Genomic DNA, 14866 nt, shown 5'->3' with positions numbered 1-14866 from the left:
ACCCGCCGTACCGCCTATTCGCGCCCTGTGGACAACCCGCGCTGCAACCTGGGACCTCGGAGCGCAACCTGAGACCCGAAATAACAGGTCTCAGGTTGCGCCTTCAGGGCTCAGGACACGGCGTCTCAGTCGGCGGGCGCCGGAGATTATGCGAGCTCGGCGTCGATTTCCGCGTCCAGTTCGGCTTTGCGTTTGATCCAGCGTTCGCTGAGGCCCTTGACTTCCTCGCCGATGAAGTCGATGAAGCCGAGTGAGATGCGGATGCGGCGGTGGGCGTCGGAGCCCTCGCCGGAGGCGTCGAGGACCTTGCGGAGCGACTCCGACCAGCGTGCGAGGGAGGCGTCCTCGCTCATCATCGTCTGGTACCAGGCGTCGTCCTGGACGACGTACACATCGCGGCGAGTGCCGGGCTCACGCTCGCGGGTGGCCAGGCGCAGCTGCAGCAGGTAGTTGACCGCGCCGGAGACCGCGGCGGGACTGGCCTGCAGTTGGTCCGACAGCTCGGCGGCAGTCATCCGGCCGGACACGCTGGACAGGATGGCGGCGAACACCCGGGCCGCCATCCGCGGCCAGCCTGTCTCGGCGAGCAGGTTGCCGAACTGCTCAGTGTACCGCTTGACGGCGTCGTCGTCTCGATCTGCACTCACCGCCCCATCATCCCTTCTGAGCTGTCAGGAAGCTGTCAGGAAGCCGTTAGGAAGATTCACAACCTTCTGAACGCAGTGTACGTTATGAATCATGACATCAGCCATCGTGGTCTCCGGACTGCACAAGTCGTACGGAAGTACGCACGCGCTCGATGGTCTCGACCTGGAGGTCGCGACCGGTGAGGTGCACGGATTCCTCGGCCCGAACGGCGCCGGGAAGTCCACCACCATCCGCGTCCTGCTCGGCCTGTTGCGGGGTGACGCCGGTGATGTCTCGCTGCTCGGTGGCGACCCCTGGCACGACGCCGCCACGCTGCACCGGCGGCTCGCGTATGTCCCCGGCGACGTCAACCTGTGGCCGAACCTGACCGGTGGTGAGGTGATCGACCTGCTCGGCCGGCTCCGCGGCGGGCTGGACGAGAAGAAGCGCGACGACCTGCTGCGCCGGTTCGATCTCGACCCGACCAAGAAGGGCCGGACCTACTCCAAGGGCAACCGGCAGAAGGTCGCGCTGGTCGCGGCGCTCGCGTCGAATGTCGAGCTGCTGATCCTGGACGAGCCGACCTCCGGCCTGGATCCGCTGATGGAGGAGGTGTTCCGGCAGGTCATCGAGGAGGACAAGCGCGAGGACCGCACCGTGCTGCTGTCGAGCCACATCCTGTCCGAGGTCGAGGCCCTGTGCGACCGGGTCAGCATCATCCGCCGCGGCAAGGTGGTCGAGACCGGCACGCTGTCCGACCTCCGCCACCTCACGCGTACGTCGATCCACGCCGAGCTGGCCGGATCGCCGAACGGGCTCGCGCAGTTGCCCGGCGTCCACGACCTGGATGTCGAGGGCAACCGTGTGCGGTGCGAGGTCGACACCGCACAGCTCGACGCGGTGATGAGGCAGTTGTCCGCGAGCGGGATCAAGAGTCTCGTCGCGCAACCTCCGACGCTGGAGGAGCTGTTCCTGCGCCACTACGAGGACGACGTGCCGGCCGAGCCTGAGGCGGCCGTGCGATGAACGACTTCGTCGGCACCGGGACGCTGGTGCGGCTGGCGCTGCGCCGGGACCGGCTGCTGATCCCGATCTGGATCGTCGTGTTCGTCATCTCGGCGGCCGGGTCGGCCAAGGCGTCGATCGACCTGTACTCCGACCAGAACGCGCTGGTCCAGGCCGCGCGTACGTCGAACGCGTCGCCCGCGCTGGTGTCGCTGTACGGACGGATCTTCGACGAGTCCTCTCTCGGGGAGGTCTCGCTGTTCAAGCTCACCGCATTCGGTGCGCTGCTGGTCGGACTGCTCGCCGGCATGCTCGTCGTACGGCACACCCGCACCGAGGAGGAGAGCGGCCGACTGGAGTTGCTCAGCGCCGGAGTGCTCGGCCGGTACGCCGCTTTGACCGCAGCGCTGATCGTCTCCGCAGGCACTGTCATCGTCCTCGGTCTGCTCACTGCACTCGCTTTGATGGGGAGCGGGCTGGACTCAAAGGGCTCGTTCGCGTTCGGGCTGATGTGGGCCGGTGCCGGGCTGGCGTTCGCCGGTGTGGGCGCTGTGACCGCACAGGTCACCGAGAGCGCCCGGGCCGCGAACGGTCTGACTGCGGTCGTTCTCGGCGTCGCGTACGTGCTGCGGGCGATCGGTGATTCGTCGGCGGACGGTAGTACCCAGTGGGTGTCGTGGCTGTCCCCGATCGGGTGGTCGCAGCAGGTCCGTGCGTACGCCGGTGACCGGTTCGTCGTACTGCTGATCCCGCTGGTGTTCCTGATCGTGCTGATCGCTGCTGCGACCGCACTGATCCGGCGGCGCGACCTCGGAGCCGGACTGGTTCGACCACGTCCCGGTCCGCCGCGGGCAGCCGCGTCACTTCGGTCGCCGCTCGCACTCGCCTGGCGGCTGCACCGAGGCTCCTTGTATGCCTGGGGATTCGCGTTCCTGTTGTTGGGCCTGCTGGTGGGCAACATCGCCAGCAACGTCGACGGGTTCGTCACCAGTGACAGCGCGAAGGAGATGGTGCAGAAGCTCGGCGGTGTGGAGGGCATCACCGACGCGTTCCTGGCGACGGAGATGGGCGTCATGGGTCTGCTCGCGTCGGCGTTCGGCATCCAGGCGGCGCTCCGGCTCCGCTCTGAGGAGACTGCGCTGCGCGCCGAGCCGCTGTTGGCCACCGACGTCACCCGATCGCGCTGGCTCGGCAGCCACGTGCTGATGGCACTGCTCGGGACCGGCGTACTGATCCTGGTCGCCGGACTCGGCTCGGGGATCTCGAGTGGTGCGTCGCTCGGCAACATGGGTCGCCAGGTGCCGCGAATGCTCGCCGCGGCCGCCGTACAACTGCCGGCGATCTGGCTGGTAACCGCGCTGGTCGTCGTACTGTTCGGCTTCGCCCCGAAGCTCGTCACCGGCGGCTGGGCGCTGTACGGCGTCTTCCTGCTGATCGGCCAGTTCGGCGAGATCTTCAACCTGCCGCAATGGCTGATCAACCTCAGCCCGTACGGCCACACCCCACGCCTGCCCGGCGGCGACTTCTCCGTCACCCCGATCATCTGGCTGACCGCGATCGCCGCCGCCCTCACCCTGGCCGGCTTCGCCACCTTCCGCCGCCGCGACATCGGCTGACGTCACCTGACGTCAGCTGACACAGAGCGCGCTGGTCTGAGGGGTCCAGCGCACCACGGCCCGCCCGGCACCTCACCGGGCGGGCCGTCTTGTCTACGATCGCTGGGTGTTGAGTGAGCGACTGGCTGAGTTCTGGGCTGAGCGGCATCTGTGTGTGCTGAGTACCGTTCGCGCGGACGGGAGCGTGCACGCGACGCCTGTGGGGGCGACGCTGGACGTCGAGGCGGGGCTCGTGCGGGTTATCTGCTCGGGTACGTCGTACAAGGCGCGCGCGATCCGGCGGCTGGGGGAGGCTGCGGTTGCGGTGACGCAGGTGGACGGGCGGCGCTGGAGCACGCTGGAGGGGCGGGCTGTCGTGAGCGACGACCCGGAGCGTGTACGTGATGCCGAGCGCCGCTACGCCAAGCGCTACAAGGAACCGCGGGTGAACCCGCAACGCGTGGTCATCGAGATCACGATCACCAAGGTTCTCGGCAATGCCTGACCCGATCACGGTCGTAGGCATCGGTGCCGATGGCTGGCAAGGCTTGTCACCCGCGGCCCGCGCCGCCGTCGAGTCAGCCGACGTCGTCATGGGCAGCACCCGCCAACTGGCCCTCGTCCCGGAGGGCTTGCACGTTGCCTGGCCTTCGCCCCTGTCCGAGGCGCTTCCCGGGTTGCTTTCGCAGTACGCCGGGCAACGGATCTGTGTGCTGGCAAGCGGCGATCCGACGTTCCACGGCATCGGCACGACGCTGGTGCGGCTGCTCGGCGCGGACGCCGTACGGGTCATCCCGCATCCGTCGAGCGTCTCGCTGGCTTGCGCGCGACTTGGCTGGCCGCAGGATCAGGTGCAGGTGGTGAGCCTGGTCAATCAGCCGGTCGAGCGCGTCCACCCGCACCTCCAGCCCGGACGGCAGCTGCTCATCCTCAGCCGAGGCGCGCAGACTCCGGCCGAGGTCGCCCAACTCTTGGTTGCCCGCGGCTACGGCTCCAGCGAGTTCACCGTCCTCGAACAGCTCGGCGGACCGACCGAGCGCGTACGCCGATCGCGCGCCTCCGAGTGGTCTGAGGACGTCGACGCCCTCAACGTGATCGCCGTCGACTGCGAAGGCCCCGTCCTCTCGACCGCACCCGGCCTGCCCGACGACGCCTACGAGAACGACGGTCAGCTCACCAAGCGCGAAGTACGCGCGGTCGCGCTGTCACGACTCGCACCCGTACCCGGGCAACTTCTCTGGGACATCGGTGGCGGCGCCGGCAGCATCGCGATCGAATGGTCCCGTCATCACCAGTCCTGCCGGGCGATCGCCATCGAACGCGACCCCGATCGGGCCAAGCGACTGGAACGCAATGCCGCCGCACTGGGTGCGGCAGTCACCGTCGTCGAAGGCGCCGCACCCGCGGCCCTCGACGGGCTCGAGGCGCCGGATGCGATCTTCATCGGCGGGGGAGCGACCGCGGCCGGCATGTTCGACGCCTGCTGGAGTGCCCTCAAACCCGGCGGCCGCCTGGTGACAAATGGTGTCACGCTCGAAACCGAGTCCCTCATCGCCGACTGGTACAAGACCTACGGCGGCGACCTGGTCCGCCTCACCGTGCAACGCGCCTCCGCCGTGGGAACCATGACCGGCTGGCGCCCGGCCATGCCGGTTACGATCTGGAGCGTGGTGAAGTGACCGTTCACTTCATCGGGGCCGGTCCGGGTGCTGCCGATCTCATCACCGTGCGCGGGCGCGACCTGATCGCGGCGTCGCCGGTCTGCTTGTACGCCGGCGCGCTCGTCCCCGTCGAGCTCCTGGACCACTGCCCACCCGGCGCCCGCAAGATCGACACCGCGAACCTGACCCTCGACGAGATCATCGCCGAACTCGCCACCGCCCACACCGCCGGCCAGGACGTCGCCCGCCTCCACTCCGGCGACCCCTCGGTCTTCAGCGCAATGGCCGAACAGATGCGCCGCCTCGACATCCTGGACATCCCGTACGACGTCACGCCCGGCGTGCCGGCCTACGCCGCCGCGGCAGCAACCCTCGCCCGTGAGCTGACCGTCCCCGAGGTCGGCCAAACCGTCATCCTGACGCGTATCGGCGGCAGCGCGAGCGCCATGCCCGCCGGCGAAGACCTTCCGAGCCTCGGTGCCAGCCGGGCGACCCTCGTCGTCCATCTCGCGGTCCAACAGATCGACCGGGTGGTCGACGAACTCATCCCGAACTACGGCCCCGAATGCCCGGTAGCCGTCGTCGCCCGCGCGTCCCGCGATGACGAACTGGTCCTCCGCGGAACCCTCGCCGATATTGCCGGCCAGGTGAAGTCCGCGAACATTCGTCGTACTGCCGTCATCATCGCCGGAAAGGTGCTCTCAGCAACGACCTTCCGCGACAGCCATCTCTACTCGGCAGACCGGGCGCGATGAAGGTCCTGCTCCTCGGCGGGACTGGTGAAGCGCGGACCCTTGCCGAGCTGCTAACCGCCGAGGGTCTCGATGTCGTCTCGTCGCTGGCCGGACGCACGACTGAAGCGCGGCTGCCTGTCGGTGAGGTCCGGACGGGTGGGTTCGGCGGGGCCGACGGGCTTGCGGACTGGCTTCGCGAGCATCGGGTCGACGCGATGATCGACGCTACGCATCCGTTCGCCGCGACGATGACTGCGCACGCAGACGCCGCGAGCCGCGAGACCGGCGTACCGCTGGTCGTTCTTCGCCGTCCGGGCTGGACTCCTGCTCCTGGCGACAACTGGCACTGGGCCGACTCCGCGGCCGCCGCGGCCGAGCTGCTTCCGGATCTCAGGATCAAGCGCGTCTTTCTCACGATCGGACGGCAAGGTCTCGACGCCTTCGCGACCACCGGCCTGTGGACGCTCGCCCGCTGCGTCGACCCGCCCGAACCCCGCCCGACCTGGTGCACGCTGATCCTCGCGCGCGGTCCGTTCACCCTCGCTGACGAGCTGGCTCTCCTCCGCGAGCACCGCATCGACGTCGTGGTCACCAAGGACAGCGGCGGCCCGGCTACCTCGGCCAAACTCGACGCCGCCCGTGAGCTCCATCTCCCGGTCGTCGTGATCCGCCGCCCACCGCTTCCCACCGACCTCACGACCGTCGAGTCCGTCGACCAGGCCGTTCAGTGGGCCGTTTCAATGGGCCGTTCAGTGGGCCGTTGAGTGGGCCGTTGGGTGCGCCGTTGGGTGCGCGGTTGGGTGCGCCGTGCAGCCGCCGTTCAAGGGGTCGTGCGGCCCACCTTGCGGCAGCCGGGTCGAGTCTCGGTAGATTGACGCCCATGGGGATTCAGATCGCGCCCAGCATCCTGACCGCCGATTTTGCCCACCTGGCCGACGAGGCCGCTGCGGTGTCGAACGCGGACTGGCTGCATGTCGACGTGATGGACAACCACTTCGTGCCGAATCTGACGCTCGGGATGCCGATCGTCGAGTCGCTGGCGAAGGCGACCGATCTGCCGCTCGACTGTCACCTGATGATCGAGGACCCGGACCGCTGGGCGCCCGGGTACGTCGAGGCGGGCGCTGCGAGCGTCACGTTCCACATCGAGGCCTGCCGGGCGCCGATCCGGACGGCGCGGGAGATCCGGTCCAAGGGAGCGCGGGCCGCGATGGCGCTCAGGCCGGCGACACCGATCGAGCCCTACGAGGACCTGCTGCCCGAGCTCGACATGATCCTGATCATGACCGTCGAGCCCGGCTTCGGTGGCCAGAAGTTCCTGGACATCTGCCTGCCCAAGATTCGCCGCACCCGCCAGCTGCTGGACAAGCACGGCCTGGACCTGTGGATCGAGATCGACGGCGGTGTCTCGGCCGACACCATCGAGCGGTGCGCCGAAGCCGGTGCCGACGTGTTCGTGGCCGGCTCGGCCGTCTACGCGGCGGACGACCCCAACGTGATGGTCGACAACCTACGCACCCTCGCGGAGCAATCCACCGGCCGGTAGCTCCGGCCCTACCAGCGCCGTCGACTCGGCCTCTGACCCCGCCTCCGAGCGTTGCCGCGCCGGCGATTCCGGCTCCAACTCCTCCGCCTGCCCCGGCGGCACTCGCAGCAGCAACACCACCGACGCGCCGGCAAGTACGGCGGCCAGCAGCCACACGTACAGCACGCCGAACCCGTCGATCACCGCACCCGACACAGCGGCCCCGATCGCCGCGCCGCCCATCGCCGCGCTGCCCATCCAGCCGAACACCTCGGTCCGCGCCACATCCGGCGTCAACGCACCAAGCCGCTCATACAGCGCGCCGATCGCCGGCGCCAACGTCAGCCCCGACACAAACAACGCGATCCCCAACGACACCGACGACCAGGTCGCGAACACGCACAGCAGCATCCCCGCCGCCACCAGAGCAGCCCGCCGCCACAGGTACGACGTACGCCGACCGGGCAATGCACCCGCGACAGCGCCGCCGACCAGGCTGCCGAACGCCCAGACGGCCTCGAAGATCCCGGCGATCAGCCGTTGACCGTGCTCGTCCGCAAACGCGACGATCCCCAGCGAGATCCCGTTGAACGAGGTCACCCAGAGGCCGAACGCGAGGATCAACGGCAACCTGTGCCGATGCCAGAGCAACTGCCGCGCAGTCACCTTGGTGTGGTGATCGTGCGGGACCGGCTTGGGTTGTCGAAGCGCATACCACCAGATGAAGACCGCTGACATGGCCGCCGCGAGGAGCACGCCGAGTCGTGGACTGGCCACGCTCACAGCAGTCGCGCCGAGCATCGGCCCGACCATGAACAGCAACTCCTGCGCCGTCGCATCCACGGAGTACGCCGTCCGCAGCGCCGGGCCTTGCACGACCCGAGGCCAGGCCGCCCGCAACGTCTGCATCACCGGCGGCACCAGCGCACCCGCGACCACCGCCAACGCAGGCAGCAATCGATGCAACCCGGCCGGCAACAAGGCGATCGCGAGCAGCGCGACACTCCACGCGATCCCGGTCACCAACAACACGCCCCGAGGCCCGCGCCGATCCGCGGCCCGCGACCAGACCGGCCCGGCGACCGCCGTGCCGATCGAGTACGCCCCAGCCACCACACCGGCCCAGCGGAACGAGCCACTGGCGTCCTTAGCGAGGAAGGCGATCGGCACCATCGTCGCGAGCATCGGCAGCCGCGCGAGCAGCGAAGCCACCAGCAGCGACACCACGCCGTGTGCTCGCCACAACTCTCGGTACCCGGACAACTCCATGCCCGCATTCTTGCCGCCTCCACCGACAGTTTCCGTCCGGCCACTACGATGAGCCGGTGAGCGAGCACAAACCGGTCGAGAGCTGGCTGACGGACATGGACGGCGTGCTGGTGCACGAGGAGCGCGCGATCCCCGGAGCCGGTGAGTTCATCGCCGCGCTGCAGACGTCCGGGAAGAAGTTCCTCGTCCTCACCAACAACTCGATCTTCACGCCGCGCGACCTCCATGCCCGCCTGCTTGCCGCGGGCATCGACATCCCGGAGACGGCGATCTGGACCAGCGCGCTCGCCACCGCCCAGTTCCTGGACGACCAGCGTCCGGGCGGCACGGCGTACGTGATCGGCGAGGCGGGCCTGACGACCGCGCTGCACGAGATCGGGTACGTGCTGACCGACCGCGACCCCGACTACGTCGTCCTCGGCGAGACCCGGACGTACTCGTTCGAAGCCATCACCAAGGCGATCCGGCTGATCACCGGCGGCGCGCGATTCCTCGCGACCAACCCGGACCCGACCGGCCCGTCGCAGGAGGGCCCGCTGCCCGCGACCGGCTCCGTGGCCGCGCTGATCACCCGGGCGACCGGTGTCGAGCCGTACTTCGTCGGCAAGCCGAACCCGCTGATGATGCGCAGCGCGCTGAACCGGATCGAGGCGCACTCCGAAACCAGCGTCATGATCGGCGACAGAATGGACACCGACATCATCAGCGGTCTCGAGGCGGGCCTGCGCAGCGTGCTCGTGCTGTCCGGTTCGACCGGCGAGCACGAGGTCGAGCGGTTCCCGTACCGCCCGACCCGCATCGTCGAGTCGATCGCCGACGTCGTACCGCTGGTGAGCGCCCTGGCCTAGGGCCCTGAGTCGGGCTAGCAGGTCAGGGTGCGGAAGCCGTACCCCTGCGCCTTGAGGGTCTTGAGGATGATCGGCAGCGCGGCGATGGTCTGACTGCGGTTACCGCCGCCGTCGTGCATCAGGATCACCGAGCCGCTGCGGACGTTCTTGATCACCCGCTGGACGATGGCCGTCGTGCCTGGCTTGGTCCAGTCGCGCGAGTCGACAGTCCACACGACGAGATCCTTGCCCAGCGCCTTTGCCCGTTGCTGGACGGCCGCGTTCACCGCGCCGTACGGCGGTCGGAGGCAGCCCGGCGTACTTCCGATCTGTGCGCGGATCGCCTGGTCCGTCGACATGATCTGCTGCCGGAATGCGGTCGCGCTCAGTTTCCGCAGATCAGCGTGTGTCCAGGTGTGGTTCTCCACGCTGTGGCCGGCGGCGTGGACGAGCTTGGTCAACTCGGGATGCTTCTGGACGTTCTGCCCGACCTCGAAGAACGTCGCCTTCGCGTCGTACTTCGCGAGGATCTCGAGCACCTTCGGGGTGTACTCGACGTCGGGGCCGTCGTCGAACGTCAGGACGACGTACTTGGTAGGTAGCGGAGTCGTGGTCGGCGTGGCCCTGGCGGCGGCCGGCGCCGCGGCAGGCGGTTCGGGCGTGGCTGGTTTGGCGGGTGACTTCGCGGCCGCGACCACGACCGTGCCGATCACCGCGCTCACCAGCATCATCATCGCCAGACCGATCATTCGGTTCCCGGCGCGCGTCAAGCGGACATCCATGCGTCCCCCAGGGCGGTGGGTGGCTCACTCCTCCCGTCCACCCTGGGCAGGATCCCGCCGAAAGCCAGCGCCCACGCCGCTGCCGCGTCAACGAGTAACGAATAGCGGACGCCTGTCAGTGACACCACAACGGGTAGAAGAGGTATCCCCGCGCTTTGAGCACCTTCAGGATCTTCGGGAGCGCGGCGACGGTCTGACTCCGATTGCCGCCGCCGTCGTGCATCAGGACCACGGATCCGCTCCGCACTTTCGTCAGGACCCGACGCACGATCATCGACGTACCGGGTCGGCTCCAATCGGCCGGGTCGACGGTCCACAGCGTGAGTTTCTTGCCGAGCATCGCAGCTCGTTGCGCGACCACCCGGTTCGTCGCGCCGTACGGCGGTCGCAGGCACCGCGGGGTGTAACCGGTCTGTGCCCGGAGGTAACGGTCGGTCGTGCGGACCTGATATTTGAACGTGGCCCAGTTGACCTTGGTGAGGTTCGGGTGCGACCAGGAGTGGTTCTGCACGCTGTGGCCGAGCTGGTCGGCCCGCCGGGTGACGGCCGGGTACCGCTTGACGTTCTGGCCGAGCTCGAAGAACGTCGCCCGCACGTGGTAGGCCTGAAGGATCTTCAGGATCTGCGCGGTATATAGCGCGCGCTCGGTCCGTCGTCGAAGGTCAGATAGACCCACTTCGGCTTCGCTACCTGCGTGGCCGGCTGCCTTGTCGCTGTGACTTGTGCGGCCGCGGTCGCGGCGGGTGGTGGCTCGGTGCTCACCGTCAGGCCCAGCATCGCTGTCAGCCCGACGGTGAGCGCCGTCGAGATCATCAACCGAGGATCTCTCACCATAACCATCCCCCAGCCATGGTCGACCCGGCTGCCGGGCCCGTCTCCATAGTGGCCCTCGGCAACCATTTGCGCCAGGGCCGGCCTTTTACAGCACCTGTGACGTCGCGCCGTGGCGAGTCCGCGTCTGTGAACACCTGCTCCGGTACGCCGGACTCGACCACCACCACCTGCTCAGCCGTGGTGTTGTTCGTAGTGGGCCACGGCGTCCGCGGTCCTGCCGGTGCCGTAGGCCAGGAGTAACTCGGCCAGGGCCGGCGACTCCGGAGCTATGGCGGCGGCTGCTCGCTGGACCTCGTCGGTCGACGCGACCTCGCGCAGTAGGTCCTGGATCGCTCGCACGATGGTCCGGGCCGGGACGGCGCCGTCGTTGGGTGGCATCGCGGCCGCGGTGGGCCAGGCGGATTGCGTGCCGGACGCAACATTCGCGCCGGCGACACCTGGCGGCTGAGCTCCGAGCCCTGGCGGTGTCGCGTACGGCGGTGTGCCGCCTTGAGCCGGCAACTGCGTGGTCGGTCCGGAGGTGGTGAGCGCGCCGTTCGTCGCCCGGATCCGGTCCACCGCGTCCGGAATGTCAAACTCCTGGATCTCATGCGTGATCACCAGGTCGGCAAGCTCTGAGGCGGCGCGCAGCCGTGACATCACCGCCGGGTTGCCGATCTTGACCCGCTGGGCGCTCACCAACTGGGACAGCATCGGCGCTGACAGCCCGATCACCTGCGCGAGCCCGCCTTGAGTCAGCCCGAGCGGAGCCAACACGCGCCGCACAGTCTCCCCGAGCGGCTCGCCATACAGCTCGATCTGCTGCTGCATGTTGTGCGCCGTCTGGTCCATCGATCTGCCCCTTCCACCGGCCATATCGCATCGCGATTGCAAACATCTTCACACTCGCGAACGGCATTGCCCAGCCCGAATCGCCTTGATATTTGCAATCGCAAACGGATCGGGTTTGCGGCAGTGAACTGCACCAACCCTCGCCTACGCCAGCACCCGAACTGGACCCCAGCCGGCCCGGGACGCCCACCACTCGCCGCCCGCACCCAGCACTCCGAGCTGGGCCTCCGCCGGCTCGCTCGCCCACCAACCGTCCGACACCCAGCGCCCCGGCCGGGACGTCCCCGAGCCCGGCAACCCGCCGACCGTCGCCGCCACCCACTCCAAGGCGGGGAGCCAGCGAGCGGCGTCACTGACGGGCGGCGGTCGGTCGCGGCGCCGGTGGTGGGTGGAGCTCCTGCCTCCTCGCCCGCTCCCGCAACTGCCGGTGCGCCGGCTCCCGTGAGCGTCCTGGTGCTTGGCCGGCGGATCGGGCCGGGCCGGCGGTACAAGCAGGACCACGATGTGACCTGGGTCGTGGTGTGGGTTGTGGGGAGGGGCATACTTGAACCACGAGTGAACCCACTCGCGTGCTCCGGGGTCGGTGTAATTCCGAGCCGGCGGTGATAGTCCGCGACCCGGCTGCTGCAGTTCGGCAGTTGGTTGACCTGGTGGAATTCCGGGACCGACGGTGAAAGTCCGGATGGGAGGCGCACGCGGTCGGCGGGTGTGCTCTGACGTCCGGTCGGGACGTGCGCGAGTTTGGCGGCGCACGGCGAAGCCCGGGTGGCGGAGCGTGGTCGCCGGTCGTCACGAGACCCCGGTAGCGCGTCCGTGACGACGAGGGACCGAAGAGCAGTGAGCAACGCTTCGCCGATGGATGTCGCGTGGATGCGGCGTGCGGTCGAACTGGCCGCGAAAGGTGTCGGCAGCACCCATCCGAACCCGGTGGTCGGCTGTGTCGTCACCGGCCCCGACGGACATCCCGTCGGCGAGGGCTTCCACGCCGTTGCCGGCGGCCCGCATGCCGAGGTCGAGGCGCTCCGAATGGCTGGAGCGCGAGCCCGTGGCGGTACGGCGTACGTCACGCTCGAGCCCTGCAACCACACCGGCCGGACCGGCCCCTGCGCGGACGCCCTGATCGAGGCCGGGATCGCGCGCGTCGTGTACGCCGTACCGGACCCGAACCGTACTGCGGCCGGCGGCGCCGACAAGCTGGCAAGCAAGAGCATCCAGGTCGTCGAAGGCGTACTGCGGGACGAGGCCGAGGCGGTCAACTACGTCTGGCTGCACAGCGTCCGGACGGGTCGCCCGTTCGTTACGTGGAAGTTCGCGACCACGCTCGACGGACGCTCCGCGGCCCCGGACCGGACGAGCAAGTGGATCACCGGCCCGATCGCGCGCGCCGACGTACACCGGCATCGGGCCGAGTGTGACGCGATTGCCGTCGGCACCCAGACCGTGCTGGACGACGACCCCGAACTCACGGTCCGCGACGAGAACGACGTACCGGCGGCGCGGCAACCGCTGCGTGTCGTTGTCGGCGACCGCGAGATCCCGCCGACCGCGCGGGTCCGCAACGACCGCGCGGAAACGTTGCTGCTGCCGACGCATGATCCCGCCGAGGTACTCCGGCAGCTTGACGACCGGCAGATCCGGCACCTGTGGCTCGAGGGCGGCCCGACGCTGGCCGCCGCCTTCGTGCGCGCCGGTCTGGTCGACCAGATCATCGCGTACGTCGCTCCGGCCGTGCTCGGTTCCGGGTTCGCCGCGGTCGGCGATCTCGGCGCGGAATCGATCGACCACCTTCGGCGGTTCAAGCTAGCGGACGTCAGCCGACTGGGTGACGACGTCCGGCTGACCCTGGTTCCTCTGGGAGGAAAGTAGATGTTCACCGGCATCATCGAAGAACTCGGCACGGTCGAGTCCCTGGACCTGCTCGACGGCGGCGACCGGGGCGGTGGGGTGGGGAAGGAATTCAACTCAGCCAGGCTGACGATCCGCGGGCCGAAGGTGACCGAGGACGCCGGCCACGGCGACTCGATCGCGGTCAACGGCTGTTGCCTGACGGTGGTCGAGTACGGCGACGGTGTGTTCACCGCGGACGTGATGCGCGAGACGTTGCAGCGCACCAGCCTCGGCGGCCTCGAGAAGGGCTCGTCGGTCAACCTGGAGCGTGCCGTCACCGCACACGCGCGGCTGGGCGGCCACATCGTCCAGGGTCATGTCGACGGCACCGGCACCATCGCGAGCCGCACGCCGGGGGAGCACTGGGAGGACGTCCGGATCGCGACGACGCCGCAGATCCTCAAGTACATCGCCGAGAAGGGTTCGATCGCGGTCGACGGGGTCTCGCTGACCGTGACCGATGTCGACGACGCGTCCGGGACGTTCGGGATCAGCCTGATCCCGACCACGCTCGAGCTGACCGTTCTCGGGCGGAACAAGGTCGGCGACACGGTCAACCTCGAGGTCGACGTGATCGCGAAGTACGTCGAGAGACTAATTGCTGGAGGCAACAAGTGAACCCGATCGACTGGCTGTTGCACTCCCAGGTGACGATCGCCGGCTCGCCGGTGCTCGTCCGGGAGATCGTCGGCAACGTGTTCGGTCTGGCCAGCGCGCTGTTCGGCATGCGCCGGCTGGTCGCGGCGTGGCCGGTCGGCATCGTCGGCAATGTGCTGCTGTTCACGGTCTTCGTCGGCGGGATCTTCGACACCCCGCAGGACAAGGATCTCTGGGGGCAAGCAGGCCGGCAGGTGTTCTTCGCGCTGATCAGTCTGTACGGGTGGTACCGCTGGTACCAGACCCGTCACCAGGGTGCCGCGAAGGGCGTGCAGCCGCGCTGGGCGACCACGCGCGAGCGGGTCGAGCTGCTCGGGCTCGCGATCGTGCTGTACGCGATCTCGTACTTCGTACTGCGTGAGCTCGGCTCGTGGGGCCCGCAGTGGGACGCGTGGATCCTGACCGGTTCGATCCTGGCGACGTACGGGATGGCCCGCGGGTTCGTCGAGTTCTGGCTGATCTGGGTCGCGGTCGACGTGGTCGGCGTACCGCTGCTGGTGCAGGCGAAGTTCTACCCGTCGGCAACGATGTACGTGGTGTACGGACTGTTCTGCGTGATCGGGTTCGCGTCGTGGTGGAAGATCCAGAACCGGGAGCGGGTAGCTCCGCCGGAACCAGTGGTGGTGGGCTGA

General features: G+C 68.7%; 17 protein-coding genes and 1 riboswitch. Of the genes, 11 read left to right on the top strand and 6 right to left on the bottom strand.

The annotated features are described in order from the left end of the window. Window positions 1–146 precede the first annotated feature (146 nt). Window positions 147–647: a MarR family transcriptional regulator gene (locus AB0J62_RS00405; protein ID WP_363862286.1), complete on the bottom strand. Its 501-nt coding sequence runs from the start codon at window positions 645–647 to the stop codon at window positions 147–149. Between the two features lie 91 nt (window positions 648–738). Between AB0J62_RS00405 and AB0J62_RS00400 the strand changes: the two genes are divergently transcribed. The 7 genes from AB0J62_RS00400 to rpe all read left to right on the top strand — a co-directional run bounded on the left by AB0J62_RS00400 (window position 739) and on the right by rpe (window position 7168). Continuing rightward, the gene (locus AB0J62_RS00400) at window positions 739–1653 is read left to right on the top strand and encodes an ABC transporter ATP-binding protein (protein WP_363862284.1); all 915 of its coding nucleotides are present in this window, start codon (window positions 739–741) and stop codon (window positions 1651–1653) included. Further along, on the top strand, window positions 1650–3248 hold the full coding sequence (locus tag AB0J62_RS00395; protein WP_363862281.1) for an ABC transporter permease: 1599 nt from the start codon (window positions 1650–1652) through the stop codon (window positions 3246–3248). Before AB0J62_RS00400 ends, AB0J62_RS00395 begins: the two co-directional genes overlap by 4 nt. A 106-nt stretch (window positions 3249–3354) precedes the next feature. Next, window positions 3355–3732 (top strand): PPOX class F420-dependent oxidoreductase, encoded by a 378-nt coding sequence (locus AB0J62_RS00390; protein WP_363862278.1) that lies wholly within the window; start codon window positions 3355–3357, stop codon window positions 3730–3732. Further along, entirely contained in the window at window positions 3725–4906 is a 1182-nt protein-coding gene (cbiE, locus tag AB0J62_RS00385; RefSeq protein WP_363862275.1) for a precorrin-6y C5,15-methyltransferase (decarboxylating) subunit CbiE, read from the top strand. Before AB0J62_RS00390 ends, cbiE begins: the two co-directional genes overlap by 8 nt. Further along, on the top strand, window positions 4903–5643 hold the full coding sequence (gene cobM, locus AB0J62_RS00380) for a precorrin-4 C(11)-methyltransferase (RefSeq protein ID WP_363862272.1): 741 nt from the start codon (window positions 4903–4905) through the stop codon (window positions 5641–5643). The genes cbiE and cobM overlap by 4 nt, the downstream gene beginning before the upstream one ends. Beyond that, entirely contained in the window at window positions 5640–6386 is a 747-nt protein-coding gene (locus AB0J62_RS00375; RefSeq protein WP_363862269.1) for a cobalt-precorrin-6A reductase, read from the top strand. Before cobM ends, AB0J62_RS00375 begins: the two co-directional genes overlap by 4 nt. Before the next feature lie 116 nt (window positions 6387–6502). Next, window positions 6503–7168: a ribulose-phosphate 3-epimerase gene (gene rpe / locus AB0J62_RS00370; RefSeq protein ID WP_363862266.1), complete on the top strand. Its 666-nt coding sequence runs from the start codon at window positions 6503–6505 to the stop codon at window positions 7166–7168. On the opposite strand, the gene AB0J62_RS00365 is transcribed toward rpe, so the two are convergent. Further along, a complete protein-coding gene (locus AB0J62_RS00365; RefSeq protein WP_363862263.1) occupies window positions 7133–8416 on the bottom strand; it encodes an MFS transporter in 1284 nt (427 codons plus the stop codon). The two genes, rpe and AB0J62_RS00365, sit on opposite strands and share 36 nt — an antisense overlap. A gap of 95 nt (window positions 8417–8511) precedes the next feature. Between AB0J62_RS00365 and AB0J62_RS00360 the strand changes: the two genes are divergently transcribed. Further along, the gene (locus tag AB0J62_RS00360) at window positions 8512–9264 is read left to right on the top strand and encodes an HAD-IIA family hydrolase (RefSeq protein ID WP_363865123.1); all 753 of its coding nucleotides are present in this window, start codon (window positions 8512–8514) and stop codon (window positions 9262–9264) included. Between the two features lie 14 nt (window positions 9265–9278). Here the strand turns inward: AB0J62_RS00360 and AB0J62_RS00355 are convergent, their stop codons facing one another. From AB0J62_RS00355 to AB0J62_RS00340, 4 genes are all read right to left on the bottom strand, one after another. Then, on the bottom strand, window positions 9279–10025 hold the full coding sequence (locus AB0J62_RS00355) for a polysaccharide deacetylase family protein (protein ID WP_363862260.1): 747 nt from the start codon (window positions 10023–10025) through the stop codon (window positions 9279–9281). Between the two features lie 115 nt (window positions 10026–10140). Further along, complete coding sequence (locus AB0J62_RS00350; RefSeq protein WP_363862257.1) at window positions 10141–10701, bottom strand: polysaccharide deacetylase family protein; 561 nt, start codon at window positions 10699–10701, stop codon at window positions 10141–10143. 329 nt (window positions 10702–11030) lie between these two features. Next, complete coding sequence (locus AB0J62_RS00345; RefSeq protein ID WP_363862254.1) at window positions 11031–11690, bottom strand: DNA-binding protein; 660 nt, start codon at window positions 11688–11690, stop codon at window positions 11031–11033. 144 nt (window positions 11691–11834) lie between these two features. Then, window positions 11835–12017: a hypothetical protein gene (locus AB0J62_RS00340; protein WP_363862251.1), complete on the bottom strand. Its 183-nt coding sequence runs from the start codon at window positions 12015–12017 to the stop codon at window positions 11835–11837. Between the two features lie 238 nt (window positions 12018–12255). Beyond that, window positions 12256–12389: riboswitch (FMN riboswitch) on the top strand. Window positions 12390–12545: 156 nt separating this feature from the next. Between AB0J62_RS00340 and ribD the strand changes: the two genes are divergently transcribed. The 3 genes from ribD to pnuC are packed head-to-tail and all read left to right on the top strand — an operon-like array spanning window position 12546 to window position 14866. Next, window positions 12546–13556, top strand: coding sequence for a bifunctional diaminohydroxyphosphoribosylaminopyrimidine deaminase/5-amino-6-(5-phosphoribosylamino)uracil reductase RibD (gene ribD / locus AB0J62_RS00335; RefSeq protein ID WP_363862248.1), 1011 nt, complete (start codon window positions 12546–12548; stop codon window positions 13554–13556). After that, window positions 13557–14195 (top strand): riboflavin synthase, encoded by a 639-nt coding sequence (locus AB0J62_RS00330; protein WP_363862245.1) that lies wholly within the window; start codon window positions 13557–13559, stop codon window positions 14193–14195. Next, the gene (gene pnuC, locus AB0J62_RS00325; protein ID WP_363862242.1) at window positions 14192–14866 is read left to right on the top strand and encodes a nicotinamide riboside transporter PnuC; all 675 of its coding nucleotides are present in this window, start codon (window positions 14192–14194) and stop codon (window positions 14864–14866) included. The genes AB0J62_RS00330 and pnuC overlap by 4 nt, the downstream gene beginning before the upstream one ends.

This window comes from Kribbella sp. NPDC049584, assembly GCF_040675555.1.
Lineage (GTDB): Bacteria > Actinomycetota > Actinomycetes > Propionibacteriales > Kribbellaceae > Kribbella.
Note: the sequence above shows the minus strand (reverse complement) of the source record. Positions and strands in the feature narration are given on the sequence as shown.

Excerpts from the sequence above, each read along its gene's own strand:
- AB0J62_RS00400 (WP_363862284.1), top strand. The coding sequence starts at position 739 with ATGACATCAGCCATCGTGGTCTCCGGACTGCACAAGTCGTACGGAAGT.
- AB0J62_RS00395 (WP_363862281.1), top strand. The coding sequence starts at position 1,650 with ATGAACGACTTCGTCGGCACCGGGACGCTGGTGCGGCTGGCGCTGCGC.
- cbiE (WP_363862275.1), top strand. The coding sequence starts at position 3,725 with ATGCCTGACCCGATCACGGTCGTAGGCATCGGTGCCGATGGCTGGCAA.
- AB0J62_RS00375 (WP_363862269.1), top strand. The coding sequence starts at position 5,640 with ATGAAGGTCCTGCTCCTCGGCGGGACTGGTGAAGCGCGGACCCTTGCC.
- rpe (WP_363862266.1), top strand. The coding sequence starts at position 6,503 with ATGGGGATTCAGATCGCGCCCAGCATCCTGACCGCCGATTTTGCCCAC.
- AB0J62_RS00365 (WP_363862263.1), bottom strand. The coding sequence starts at position 8,416 with ATGGAGTTGTCCGGGTACCGAGAGTTGTGGCGAGCACACGGCGTGGTG.
- AB0J62_RS00360 (WP_363865123.1), top strand. The coding sequence starts at position 8,512 with ATGGACGGCGTGCTGGTGCACGAGGAGCGCGCGATCCCCGGAGCCGGT.
- AB0J62_RS00355 (WP_363862260.1), bottom strand. The coding sequence starts at position 10,025 with ATGGATGTCCGCTTGACGCGCGCCGGGAACCGAATGATCGGTCTGGCG.
- AB0J62_RS00345 (WP_363862254.1), bottom strand. The coding sequence starts at position 11,690 with ATGGACCAGACGGCGCACAACATGCAGCAGCAGATCGAGCTGTATGGC.
- ribD (WP_363862248.1), top strand. The coding sequence starts at position 12,546 with ATGGATGTCGCGTGGATGCGGCGTGCGGTCGAACTGGCCGCGAAAGGT.
- AB0J62_RS00330 (WP_363862245.1), top strand. The coding sequence starts at position 13,557 with ATGTTCACCGGCATCATCGAAGAACTCGGCACGGTCGAGTCCCTGGAC.